We start from the raw sequence: 12,174 nt of genomic DNA on the forward strand, positions 1-12,174 counted from the left end.
GCTTGGGGGCGCCGCCGTCGGGGCAGTGTGCTCAGCGTGCCTGTAGGGAGGATGCTCGGAGGGCGAGGCGTTCGCGGAGGAGGTCGATGGCCTCGACGATGCGCGGCGCGGCGGCCTGGGCGCGGACGCGGCGGCCGTCCAGGTCGACGACCGCCTGGGCCAGGGCCGGGCGCGGCAGCGACGGGTCGGCCACGACACTCAGCGTTACCTGGACGGACAAGACGCCGCGCGCGGATTCCAGCGCGTGCCGGACGGCCCGTTCCGCCGCCGCCCGCTCATGCGCCGTGACATCGCCCGAGGTCAAGAATCGGATCTCCGGTCGTTCGCGAATAACGTTCATGATTCCCCCAGGTGCAGTGTGACGGCCGCCTCCCGTGCGGCGCTATTAAGGAGAGGCGATGATGATCGCCCCGTCGCAACAGTGAAACGTCTCGCCGCCGCAGAACTTCCCCGTGGCGGACGAGACCTTCATCACCCGCACGCCACCAGAGACCTGGGACACATGACGTTCTGACATGATCTGCTCGGCGCCACCGCCCCAAAAATTCACCGGATTGCGGAGCGTCCTTCATTCGGCCGCCATACGAGTGGGATGTGAAAATGGCCGAGTCTCCGGATTGGCCGTCGTCTGCGACGGCGAACACCGGCCAATTCGTACACCATGACCGGCGTCTCCGGCCGGAATTGTCAAGCCGCCGGGCGGGCCAGCGAGAGTCACCACGTTCCGCAGTCGTTCAACCACTGACAGCACTGGTCACAGGGTGTGTCCGCCGGTCGGCGGCCTGGTCGCGGGGCGGCGAACTTACGCCTCGAACGCCCTATTCGACCTTCCCAAAAAGGCGGTCCCATCCTCTAACATGGGGCCGGTGCCGTTGCGCGCTCCGAAGTAGACCGTCGACTGGCTGGTGACCCCTTGGCCCAGGATTCAGCTGCCTCCACACCTCCGTCCGAAGGTGATCCGGCCGGACGGCTGATCGAATATCCCCGCCGCGGCGGGCCTACCGTGCTGCGCATTCTGCTCGGCGCTCAGCTCCGCAAGATGCGCGAGGCGAGGGGAATCTCCACCGAGCAGGCGGGCTACGAGATCCGCGGTTCGCATTCCAAGATCAGCCGGATGGAGCTCGGCCGCGTCGGCTTCAAGGAGCGCGACGTCTCCGATCTGCTCACCCTGTACGGCGTGTCCGACCCCACCGAGCGCGCGTCGCTGCTGGAGCTGGCAAAGGAGGCCAACACCCCGGGCTGGTGGCACCGGTACGGCGACGTCCTCGCGAGCTGGTTCGAGGTCTACCTGGGCCTTGAGGAGGCGGCGTCGCTGCTGCGCGCCTACGAGCTGCAGTTCGTCCCCGGCCTGCTCCAGACCGAGGATTACGCGCGTGCCGTCGTCCGGCTGGGCTTCTCCGACGCCGCCGACGAGGAGATCGAGCGGCGCGTGCAGCTCCGCACGGCGCGGCAGGCGCGGTTCACCTCGCCGGGCGCGCCGACGCTGTGGGCCGTCGTGGACGAGGCGGTCGTGCGCCGCCCGCTCGGCGGCCGCGAGGTGATGCGGCAGCAGATCAAGCATCTGATCGAGATGTCGGAACTGCCCAACGTCACGTTGCAGATCGTGCCGTTCGGCGCCGGTGGCCACGCCGCGGCGGGCGGCCCGTTCACGATCCTGCGGTTCGCCGAGCCCGGCCTGTCGGACGTGGTCTACCTGGAGCAGCTCACCAGCGCGCTCTACCTCGACAAGCCGACGGACGTCGACACGTACATGCGAGCGATGAACAACCTCTGCATCACCGCCGCCCGCCCCGACCGGACCGCGGACTACCTCGCAGACGTCCTGCACAACGCCTGATCCGCCCAATCCCCCGGCCGCTGCCTGAGCCAGGCGAGGCGGCGGCCTTTGCCTGAACCGCGCGATGCCCCTGCCCTCGCCTGAACCGCCAGGGGCCGGCGGGTTGAGGGCGGGCTCGTCACGGCTCCCGTCGTCCTAGGGGGCCGGTGGGTCCAGGACGGGCTCGTCGCGGCTTCGGCTCCCGCCGCGGAACTCCGCGACGACCTCGCCGCCGGGAACGCGGCGGACCGTCACGTCGTAGATTCCGCTGCGGCCGTAGCGGGTGCGTTCCACCGCCGTCGCCTCCAGGACGTCCCCCGTCCGGGCGGGCGCGACGAACACGACTTCCGCGGACGCCGCGACCGTCACCGCGTCATGGGTGTTGCACGCGTAGGCGAACGCCGAGTCGGCCAGCAGGAAGACGTACCCGCCGTGGGCGATGCCGTGGCCGTTCACCATCGTGTCGCCGACCGTCATGCGCAGCCGTGCCCGTCCGGGGGCGATCTCGGTGATCCGCATGGCGAGGTCCTGCGCCACCTTGTCGCGTGCGTACATCGTCTCGGCGCATCGCCGCGCCACCTCTGCCTCGTCCACCTGGACAGGGTAAGAGAGGCCGGTATCGGAGCGGCCGTCCTGGGAAGGTGATCTAGAGTTCGGCCGTTGTGGAGGGGCCCGTGCCACGGCACGGCCCAGGCCGACCCGCCGAACCCGACCTAGGAGAAGCCATGCTGTACGGGAAAGAACACGTCGCGCGGTACCAGGAAACGGACGGCGCGGAAGGACACGACTGGAACGGCACCGTCACGCTCCTGCTCACCACGACCGGGCGCCGCAGCGGGAAGGAGGGCACGACGCCGCTCATCTACCAGCGCGACGGCGACGCCCATGTCATCGTGGCGTCCGACGGCGGCAACGACGACGATCCGCTCTGGTACAAGAACATCCAGGCGAATCCCGAAGTGAAGGTCCAGGTGAAGGGCGACAAGTTCACCGCGCGGGCCAGGACCGCGACGGCGGACGAGAAGCCCGCGCTGTGGAAGAAGATGACCGCCGTCTGGCCCGACTACGACGAGTACCAGACGAAGACGAACCGCGATATTCCGGTGGTCCTCCTCGAACGCGTCTGAGCGCGGGGGCCCATCGGCCCGGGCGGTTTCCCTTTCGCGGTGCGGGGCGGGGCGTGTAGCGTCGTTGTAGAACATTCATTCGACCATCGTCCGTGCGACGCAGCCGAGGTGCCGGGGTGCCGACGTCACAGAGTGCTGACTCCGAGCCGCCGCGACGGCTGCTGAGGCGCTGGGATATCGAGGCGCCCGCCGACCCGGGACCGCGCAACGCCTCTGACATGCCCGGCGGCGCGGATCCGCGCGGCGGCGGCATCGAGCCGCTCAGCGGAGCCGGGGCCGGGGCCGGGCGGCGGTGCTGGCGGGTCGAGACGAGCGGCGGAGCGTTCTTCCTCAAGGAGTACGCCGAGCCCGACCGCCGCCGCCTGCTGTTCCGGCATTCCGTGACCGCCGCGCTGGACGAGGCCGGCCTGCCGGTCCTCGCGCCGCTGCCGGCCCGCGGCGGCCGGACGCTGGTCACCGCCGCCGGGCGCGGCTACGTCCTGCATCCCTGGGTCGGGGGACGCGGGCGCGACGGATTAGAGCTCACCTTCGGCCAGTGCGAGGCCCTCGGCGAGCTGCTCGGGCGCCTGCACGCCGCGCTCGACCATCTGACGCCGCCGGTGCAGCAGAGCCTGCTGATCCCGACGCCGCGCGCCGCCGCGGCGGCCGAGGCCGTCGAGGAGATGCTGCGGGACGTCCCCGGCGACGGCGACGGCACCGACTTCGACGCGCTGACCGGGCGCCGCCTGCGGGAGCGCCGCGACCTGCTCGAAGAGTTCGCCGACCACCAGCCGCCGGAGATCGAGGTCAGCACGGTCGGGCATCTGCACGGGTCGTTCCATGCCGGTCATCTGCGGTACGGCGGGGCGGGCAACGTCACGGCGGTCCTCGGCTGGGGGTCGCTGACGACCGGTCCCGTCGCCGGCGAGGTCGTGCGGGCGGCGGCACGGCTGTTCGCGTGCGACGACGAGCGCGGGCTCGACCTCGACCGCGTCCAGGCGTTCGTGCGCGGCCACCGGTCGGCGTTCCCGCTGGACGCCGGGCAGATCCAGTCGGCGGTGCACCGGGAGTGGTGGGAGCGGCTCTGCGACGTGGCGCCGCTGCGGCACCGTTACCTGGGCGAGGACGGCGCGGGCGGGCGCGGCTCCGCGGCCCTCGTGTCCTGGTGGTCGGCGCAGCTCGACCGGACGCTCGACGCGTTCGCCGCCCCGTACACCGCCGCCTACGCGGACGCGCCGGGCGACGGCCCCGCGTTCGGCGACAGCCCCGCGTTCGGCTAGCCTTCGCCGCCCGGGCCCGAGCCGGGGGCGGGAGCCGACCGTCCCGGTCCTGGCCCCGAGTCGGCCTTGGACGTCCGGTACTGGGCTAGCCTTCGTCGCCCCGCCGCCGGTAGGGGCGCGCCGGATGATAGAAATTCTAGATCGAGCAGTCTAAAAGGGAGTGGACGATGACCGCAGTCGCGATGCTCGGCACCGGGATCATGGGCGCGGCGATGGCCCGGAACCTGCTCAAGGGCGGTCACCGGGTCGCGGCGTGGAACCGCACCCGGTCGCGCGCCGAACCCCTGGCCGCGGACGGCGCGGCCGTCGCGGACTCCCCCGCCGAGGCCGTCACCGGCGCCGACGTGATCATCACGATGCTGAACGACGGTGAGACGGCCCTGTCGGTGATGGCGCAGGCGTCGCCGGGACTCCGGGACGGGCAGGTCTGGGCGCAGATGGGCACGGTCGGCGTCGCGGACGTGCCGCGGCTCGCCGGGTTCGCCGCCGAGCACGGGCTCACGTTCGCCGACGCGCCCGTCCAGGGCACGAAGCAGCCCGCCGAGCAGGGGAAGCTCGTCGTCCTCGCGGCGGGGCCCGAGAGCGCGCGGACCGTCCTCGACCCGCTGTTCGGCGTGGTCGGATCCCGGACGCATTGGCTGGACGACGACGGCGCGAGCGGCGCGGGCACCCGGCTCAAGCTCGCCGCCGTGAGCTACGCGATCTCGCTGACGTCCGTCATCGCCGAGTCGGTCGCGCTGACGGAGGGGCTCGGGCTCGACCCGGCCCTGCTCGGCGAGGTCCTCTCCGGCGGCCCGCTCGACAACGCCTATCTGCAGGTGAAGATGAAGGCCATGCTCGCGGACGACTTCGAGCCGAGCTTCGCCGTCCGGAACGCGGAGAAGAACACCCGGCTGATCCACGAGGCCGCGGAGGCCGCGGGCATCCGGGTCGACGTCAACGACGCGTCCGGAGAGCGGTTCCGCCGCGTCATCGAGCAGGGGCACGGCGACGAGGACATGGCCGCGACGTACCGGGCGAGCTTCCGGGCCTGATCCGCAACCCCGGCAAGATCCGCAGCCCCGGCCTAATCCGCAACCCCGCCTGATCCGCCGTCCCGGCCGGTGCGCCGGGCGGCGGGCGTGGCGGTGCCGGGTCTTCGGCGAACGGGGGCGAGAATGATGGGCATGGATGTTCTCAGCAGCCGCATCCTGTTACGACCGGCCGATCCGGCCGGCACCCAGCGCTTCTACCGGGACGTGCTCGGGCTCGCCGTGTACCGCGAGTTCGGCCCGGCCGACTCGCCCGGCATCGTCTTCTTCCTCGGCCCGGGGTTCCTGGAGGTGTCGGGCCACGGCGCGGGCGAGCCGGGCTCGTACCCCATGATCTGGCTCCAGGTGCGGGACGTCCGCGCGGAGCGCGAGCGGCTCGCGGCGGCCGGGGTGCGCGTCACGCGCGAGCCGCGCGAGGAGCCGTGGGGCCTGGTCGAGATGTGGATCGAGGACCCGGACGGCGTCAAGATCGTCCTGGTGGAGGTTCCGGAAGCCCATCCCATGCGCCGCGACCCCCGCTCCTGACCACGGTCCCAGGGCGATAATGAGCCCGTGGCGACGACGACGGGCTACTGGAACCACAACACGCACTACCACGGCGTCGTGCTGCGCGGCATGCCGCGCGGGTGCCGCGAGGCGCTCGACGTCGGCTGCGGTGACGGGCTGCTCGTCCGGCGGATGGCGCCGCGCGCCCGGCACGTCACCGGGCTCGACCGGTCGCCGGAGATGATCCTCAAGGCGAAGGCGCTGAGCGCCGGGGTCGCCAACGTCGACTTCGTCGAGTCGGGTCTGCTCGAGTACGACCTGCCCGAGGACCATTACGACTTCGTCTGCAGCGTCGCCGCGATCCACCACATGGACTTCGTCAAGGGGCTGACGGCGATGCGCGATGCCGTCCGTCCGGGCGGGAGCCTGGTGGTCATCAGCCTGGCGAGGAACGAGAGCCTCCGTGACTGGTCGTACGCGGCGGCCGGCGTCCCCGTGCACCACTTCCACCGCCTCCGCAACCGGCGGCGCGCGGACGACGCCCCCGGCGCCCCCGTCGCCGACCCGGACATGACATGGGACGAGGTGCGCGACGAGGCCCTGCGAGTGCTGCCCGGCGCCGTCTTCCGGCGGCACCTCCTCTGGCGCTACTCCATCGTGTGGCAGAAACCGCGCTGACCCGGCGGGAACCGCGCCGGCCGTCCCGGCGCGACATGCGAAAGCTGGAAAAGGCTGGAAGTGTCGGGCGGCGGCTGTACTGTCTGCCGCATGTCCAGGCCCCCCGGCGTCCCGACCCCCGACGAGCTGGAGGCGCGCATCACCGAGCTGCGCGCCGCCGTCCGGCGGGCGATGTCGGCGGGCGACCGGCAGAGGGCCCGCGAGCTGCGCGCCGGGCTGCGGGACGCGGAACGGGCCTGGGACGACGCCGTTCTCGGCGACGACCCCGAAGCCGAGCAACGCGAGCCCGGTGGACGCGAAGCCGGTGACCGCGAGACCGGCGAACGCAAGCCCGGCGCACGCGAGACCAGCGAACGCAGGTCAGGTCAAGGCAGGTCAGGTGAACGCGAAACCGGCGAACGGGAGAGCGGGAAGCGCGACACCGGCGAGGTGGAGCGCGGGCTGCTGCCGGTTCGCGAGCAGGTCCACCAGGCGCTGACCCTGCTCGGCGCGCCCGCCGCGCCGAAGCTGATCGGGGCCGTGTACGCGGCGTTCTTCCCGGGCGAGATCTCGTCCACCCGGTTGACGAGCCTGCGGCGCGACGAGGAGCGGTCCTTCCGCACCGCCCCCTACGCGCGGCCGTACTACCTGTGCGCCGCGCTGACCGCCGACCTGCTCGCGCCCGCGCGCGGGCTGCTCACCGTGAGCACGTGGCCGCTGGAGCAGCGGATCGTCGGCCCGCTGAGCCCGCGCACCGACTTCCTCACCGCCGCCGCCCGGCTCGCCGAGCACGCCGCCGCCGGACGCGGCACGCCGTCACCCGAAGTGCAGCGGCTGCTGTGGCGTTTCGCGTCCAACATTCCCGGTGCCGGGACCGGTACGGTCGGTACCGCCGATCCGGCCGCGCTCGCCGAGGCCGCCCGGGCGGAGCTGGACGTGCACCGGGAGGCCGACCGGCGGCGGCGCGCGTCCGCCGCGCGCCGCGCCCGGGACAGGCTCGACGACGCGGAGCGGCTCTTCGGCAGCCGGCTCCGGGCAGTGCGGGGCTCCGGGCGGCACACCGCACGGCGCTCCGGACGACGCTCCGCCACTGACCCCGCCGCCCTCAGTGAGTAATTTTCATCCGGCCTGTCCGAGGAGGCACGCAGTGTACGGGACCACCGAGGATGAGAATTGTTCAGTTGGAGAGACCGACCGATGACCGACACCGCGCCGGACCTGGACCGGCTGCGCGGCGCCGCACCGCCGCGCAATCACGACGCCCGCACGATCGCCGCGCTGACGTCCAATCCCGGCTGCGCCCGGCGCGGCGTGATGGACGCGGCCGGTGTCGACAAGGACGCGGTGGCGCGGGAGCTGGGCTTCCCCGCGCCGTTCGGGCAGTCGCAGTTCGCGATCACGCGCGGGAACGCGTTCGAGGCGCAGGTGAAGGCGGACGGCTGCGCCGAGCTTCTGACGCTGCTGCGCGACCGGCTCGGCCTCGACGTCCCGGAGGTCGCCTACGACGACCTGGAGGTCGTGGCCGGGAACGAGGGCCGCGAGCTGCGGCATTCGCGCACCCGCCGGCTCCTCGGCCGCGCGCTGGAGACCGGCGAGGGCACGCTGTTCGACCATCCGCTGCTGCGGCTGGAGATCGCCGGGCGTCCCGCGTACCTGGAGCCGGACGTCATCGCGTTCCAGCTCGCGGGCCGGCTGCACGTCGTCGAGATCAAGTCGTTCGCCGTCGTGGACGGGCAGGCCGAGCCGGAGCAGGTCGCCGCGGCGGCACGCCAGTCGGCGGTGTACGTGCTGGCGCTGCGCCGCCTCGTGACCGAGCTGGGGCACGATCCGGGCCGGGTCTCGCACGAGGTGTTCCTCGTCTGCCCGGAGAACTTCTCGAACCGTCCGTCCGCGACGCCGTTGGACGTCCGGCCGCAGCTCGCCGTCCTCGAACGGCAGCTCGCGCGGCTCACCCGCGTCGACGCGATCCTGGCGGAGCTGCCCGCGGACCTGACGTTCGAGCCCGGGGAGGCACTCGCGGAGTCGGTCCGGGCGGTAGAGGCGCGGTACGCGCCCGAGTGCATGGCGGGCTGCGAGATGGCGCTGTTCTGCCGGGACGAGGCGCGGGCCTGCGGCGAGACGGGCGCACTGGGCCGGTCCGTCCGCGACGATCTCGGCGGGGTCGACACGATCGGCACGGCGCTCGGGCTGGCGGACGGGTCGCTAACGCCGTCCGACGACCTGGCGGAGACGGCCGAGCAGCTGCGCGCGGCGGCCCGGCTGCGCGCCGAGGCCCTGTCCGGCGCCCTGTCCGGCGCCCTGTCCGGGGCCGCGTGATCCGCCGATGAGCGCGCTGACTTCGCTCGCCCGGCTGGAGGCGGCGGCGGCCGGGGTCGCGCGGCCGCTCGCGACGGTGCGGCACTGCCACGTGTCGGACGCGCCGCTGGTGCTCGTCCCGCTGAAGCTCGCCGGGGAAGCCGCGGCGCCGCTGGCGGTGATGGCCGGGAGCGAGCGCGACGACCCGTCCCTGCTGGTGGTGCCGCAGCCCCGCAACCGCGACATGCGGTTCACGTTCGCCGCCGCCCTCGCCAAGCTCGTCCTGAACCACATCGAGACGAGCCGGGGCGAGGTGGAGGAACTGCCGCCGGGCAAGGACGGCGACGAACGCATCCGGTACGGGAACGCGCCGCAGCTCCTCGTCCCGAACCGGGGCGGTGTCGCGTTCCTGCGGCTGATGGGACGCTCCACGCGGTTCCGCAGCACCGAGGGCCCGTACGCGGTCGACCCGGCGGTCCCGGTGCTCGGACGGTGGCTGACCTGGTTCTCCGACCGGCACGACCATCCCGGGTCGTCGCTGCTGGGCGCCATGACGGAGCTGCTGCGGCTGCACTGGGCGACCGGCCAGAGCTCCCTGGAGGACGGCAACCTCGCCGCGCTGCTGGGCTGGATCGACCCGCCGGACGGCCTGACCGGGCCGGAGGCGGCGGCCCGCGCCGAGGACCCGGTGATCTGCCCGCCCGCGGGCCCGGCGACCGACCCGACGTTCGACAACGAGGTCCTCGCCCCGGCGGTCGCCGCCTACGACCGGTCGGGCCCCGGCTCCCGCGCCGAGGAACGCCTCCGCACCGCCCTGGCCGGCCAGCTCGCCCCGACCTGGGACCTGATGTGGCAGGCCGTCGACCTCCTGCGCGCGCTCCCCGAAGGCGCGAGCGTGCCGGGACGCTGGGAGCGCGACCGGGACGCCTTCACCTACTACCACCAGACGTTCGGCGAGGCGTATCCGCAGGCGCGCCGCGACCCTCCCGTCCGGGCGGCGCGGCGGCTGCACGACCTCGAACGCGCCCAGGACGCCTACGACGCGCAGCGCGCCTTCGACGATCCCCTGGTCATGGCCGAGCACCGGCTGTCGGGCCAGGCGTTCGGCGGCGTCGTCACCGAATGCGACCCGACCCGTCTGGACGAGACGGGCAAGCGCCCCAAACTCCGCCCGCACCTGCGCGTCGAGACGCAGGACCCGGTACGTCTCGACGCCGGGACGACCGTGTGCAACGCGGCGCGTCCGGCGCTCAAGGGAAAGATCATGGAGATCGAGGACGGCACCGTGCTGCTGGAACTGACGGGCGGGATGGGCCGCAAGCTCACCCCCGAACCGGGCGCCGTCCCCGAGGTCGGCGACCGGGTCTGCTTCACCTCCCTCACGGACGGGTCGTTCGGCGCGGCGAAGTTCCCCGACCGCGAGGACACGCCGTGGACGCACGGCGGCCCGCCCGAGGAGTACGTGCCGACCGAAGAGGACGCCGAGGAGGACTGGTCGTGACCGAACACGCAACCCGCCACCTGGCACCCGTCCACGCGGACGATCTCGACCCGGCCGAGGCCGCGGCGCGGGTCGTCGGAGACGTCCTTGCCGACCTCGGCGGCGGGCACCGCGGCGTGGTGGTCGACTCCCCGCCCGGCGCGGGCAAGTCGACGCTGGTGGTGCGGGCCGCCGCGCACCTGGCCGAGGCGGGCGAGCGGCTGATGATCGTGGCGCAGACGAACGAGCAGGTGGACGACCTCATCGAGCGGATCGCGGGCAAGCATCCCGGCATCACGCTCGGCCGCCTCTCCGCGTCGGGGTACGTGCCGTCCGAGCGGGTCCTGGCGCACCCGGCGGTGCGGGTCGCGCAGAAGGCCGGCGACCTCGCCGAGCACACCATCGTGATCGCCACCGCCGCGAAATGGGCCACCCTGTCCGAGGGGTCTTGGCCGTGGGCGATCGTGGACGAGGCGTACCAGATGCGCTCCGACATGCTCCTGCGCATCGCCGGACGCTTCGAGCGCGCGCTGTTCGTCGGCGACCCGGGGCAGCTCGACCCGTTCTCCACGGTCGAGGTCGAACGCTGGGCGGGCCTGACCTGGGACCCGATGCGCAGCGCCGTGTCCGTCCTGCTGGCGCACAACCCGGAGCTGCCCGTCCACCGGCTGCCGGTGTCGTGGCGGCTGCCCGCGTCGGCCGCGCCCGTCGTGTCGGACGCGTTCTACCCGTTCACCGGCTTCCGCGCCGGGACCGGCCCGGGCGACCGGCGGCTGGAGTTCGGGGCGGGCGGCATGGGCACCACCTACGACCGGGCGCTCGAAGAGGCCGCGGCGACCGGCTGGGCCCTCTACGAGCTGCCCGCGCGGCACACGCTGCGCACCGACGCCGAGGCCGTCCGCGCGACGGCGGCGCTGGCCGTCCGGCTGCTGCAGCGCGGTCCCGTCGCGCACTCCGAACTGGGGTCGCGGCCGGTCGACGCCGCGCGCGTCGCGATCGGCGCGGCGCACCGCGACCAGGTCACCGCGATCCGCGCCGCGCTCGGCCCGTACGGCGACGGCATCACCGTCGACACCGCGAACCGGCTCCAGGGCCGCGAGTACGACGCGACGGTCGTCCTGCACCCGCTGTCCGGGCGCCGCGACGCGACCGCGTTCCATCTGGAGTCGGGGCGGCTGTGCGTGCTGACGTCCCGGCACCGGCACGCCTGCGTCGTGGTGGCGCGGGCGGGCATCCCCGAGCTGCTGGACGCGCACCCGTCCGCGGAACCCGTGCACCTCGGCGTGCCGGTGAAGTTCCCGGACGGCTGGGAGGCCAACCAGTCCGTCCTCGCCCACCTGGCCCGGCACCGCGTCCCCGGAGACTAGGCGGGACGCGCGGGCGGATGATCTTCTTCTCGGCGAAGATCGCGCCGACCGGTACGAGCCGGCGCCCCGGACGGATACTGTGAGTTCCGGGTGCCTCAGCGATCAGGGGGAGGGACATGGAGGACATCGGCTTCATGTGCGCCCGTTGCGGCGGAGAGGTGCACGATGTCACGCACAACCGCGAGGGGTCGCTCGACGGGGTCGGGTACCGCCACAACCGGCGCGTCGAGCCCTGGGACCACGAGCTGGAGCTGGCCGTCGGCGAGCCCGCCCAGCAGGACCAGTCATGCGACTTCTGCGGCGCGGACGGTCCGAGGTGGCTCTACTACCCCACGCTCGACCCCGAGGACACCGACATGTTCGAGGTCGAGCTCGACACCACGCACCTGTCGGACGACGACACCGCCGTCGCCGTCCTGAACATGCTCTACCCGTGGTACGCGTGCGACACGTGCTCGGTGCTCGTCGCCGACCGCAACGTCGACGTCCTCATCGACCGGGCCCTCGACCGCACCCCCGTCCCCGCGGACGGCCCCGTCGACGAGGAGACCGTCCGCGCACGCCTCCAGGGCTCCCTCTCCGTCTTCTTCACCACCCGCCCAGGCCGCCCCCAACCGTCCCGAGCTGTGTAGGCCCAGGGGGGCGACCCCCTGGGC

Annotated in this window: 13 protein-coding genes; 11 read left to right on the top strand and 2 right to left on the bottom strand. The window is 73.1% G+C overall.

Features of this window, described 5'->3' with window-relative positions; all coding sequences use genetic code 11:
• Nucleotides 1–31: 31 nt before the first annotated feature.
• Complete coding sequence (locus E1264_RS31715; RefSeq protein ID WP_243711282.1) at nucleotides 32–304, bottom strand: hypothetical protein; 273 nt, start codon at nucleotides 302–304, stop codon at nucleotides 32–34.
• Nucleotides 305–970: 666 nt separating this feature from the next.
• Here E1264_RS31715 and E1264_RS31720 point away from each other — a divergent pair.
• The gene (locus E1264_RS31720; protein WP_132179328.1) at nucleotides 971–1,837 is read left to right on the top strand and encodes a helix-turn-helix transcriptional regulator; all 867 of its coding nucleotides are present in this window, start codon (nucleotides 971–973) and stop codon (nucleotides 1,835–1,837) included.
• Between the two features lie 135 nt (nucleotides 1,838–1,972).
• Here the strand turns inward: E1264_RS31720 and paaI are convergent, their stop codons facing one another.
• Nucleotides 1,973–2,371 carry a hydroxyphenylacetyl-CoA thioesterase PaaI gene (gene paaI, locus E1264_RS31725; RefSeq protein ID WP_132179330.1) on the bottom strand — a complete coding sequence of 133 codons (399 nt, stop codon included), beginning with the start codon at nucleotides 2,369–2,371 and terminating at the stop codon, nucleotides 1,973–1,975.
• 170 nt (nucleotides 2,372–2,541) lie between these two features.
• On the opposite strand from paaI, the gene E1264_RS31730 reads away from it, so the two are divergent.
• The 10 genes from E1264_RS31730 (at nucleotide 2,542) to E1264_RS31775 (ending at nucleotide 12,150) form a co-directional block, all read left to right on the top strand.
• On the top strand, nucleotides 2,542–2,943 hold the full coding sequence (locus tag E1264_RS31730; protein ID WP_132179314.1) for a nitroreductase family deazaflavin-dependent oxidoreductase: 402 nt from the start codon (nucleotides 2,542–2,544) through the stop codon (nucleotides 2,941–2,943).
• Between the two features lie 116 nt (nucleotides 2,944–3,059).
• On the top strand, nucleotides 3,060–4,202 hold the full coding sequence (locus E1264_RS31735) for a phosphotransferase (protein WP_132179316.1): 1,143 nt from the start codon (nucleotides 3,060–3,062) through the stop codon (nucleotides 4,200–4,202).
• A 167-nt stretch (nucleotides 4,203–4,369) separates the two neighbouring features.
• Nucleotides 4,370–5,236 carry an NAD(P)-dependent oxidoreductase gene (locus E1264_RS31740; protein ID WP_132179318.1) on the top strand — a complete coding sequence of 289 codons (867 nt, stop codon included), beginning with the start codon at nucleotides 4,370–4,372 and terminating at the stop codon, nucleotides 5,234–5,236.
• Between the two features lie 132 nt (nucleotides 5,237–5,368).
• The gene (locus E1264_RS31745) at nucleotides 5,369–5,758 is read left to right on the top strand and encodes a VOC family protein (RefSeq protein ID WP_132179320.1); all 390 of its coding nucleotides are present in this window, start codon (nucleotides 5,369–5,371) and stop codon (nucleotides 5,756–5,758) included.
• Between the two features lie 27 nt (nucleotides 5,759–5,785).
• Nucleotides 5,786–6,397 (top strand): class I SAM-dependent methyltransferase, encoded by a 612-nt coding sequence (locus E1264_RS31750; protein WP_243711283.1) that lies wholly within the window; start codon nucleotides 5,786–5,788, stop codon nucleotides 6,395–6,397.
• A gap of 90 nt (nucleotides 6,398–6,487) precedes the next feature.
• Nucleotides 6,488–7,492 carry a hypothetical protein gene (locus tag E1264_RS31755; protein WP_207936501.1) on the top strand — a complete coding sequence of 335 codons (1,005 nt, stop codon included), beginning with the start codon at nucleotides 6,488–6,490 and terminating at the stop codon, nucleotides 7,490–7,492.
• A gap of 81 nt (nucleotides 7,493–7,573) precedes the next feature.
• On the top strand, nucleotides 7,574–8,692 hold the full coding sequence (locus tag E1264_RS31760) for a hypothetical protein (protein WP_132179322.1): 1,119 nt from the start codon (nucleotides 7,574–7,576) through the stop codon (nucleotides 8,690–8,692).
• 7 nt (nucleotides 8,693–8,699) lie between these two features.
• Nucleotides 8,700–10,172, top strand: a complete 1,473-nt coding sequence (locus E1264_RS31765) for a hypothetical protein (protein ID WP_132179324.1) — start codon at nucleotides 8,700–8,702, stop codon at nucleotides 10,170–10,172.
• A complete protein-coding gene (locus tag E1264_RS31770; RefSeq protein WP_243711284.1) occupies nucleotides 10,169–11,518 on the top strand; it encodes an AAA family ATPase in 1,350 nt (449 codons plus the stop codon). Before E1264_RS31765 ends, E1264_RS31770 begins: the two co-directional genes overlap by 4 nt.
• Before the next feature lie 116 nt (nucleotides 11,519–11,634).
• Nucleotides 11,635–12,150, top strand: coding sequence for a hypothetical protein (locus E1264_RS31775; protein WP_132179326.1), 516 nt, complete (start codon nucleotides 11,635–11,637; stop codon nucleotides 12,148–12,150).
• Nucleotides 12,151–12,174 lie beyond the last annotated feature (24 nt).

It is taken from the genome of Actinomadura sp. KC216 (genome assembly GCF_004348535.1).
GTDB lineage: Bacteria > Actinomycetota > Actinomycetes > Streptosporangiales > Streptosporangiaceae > Spirillospora.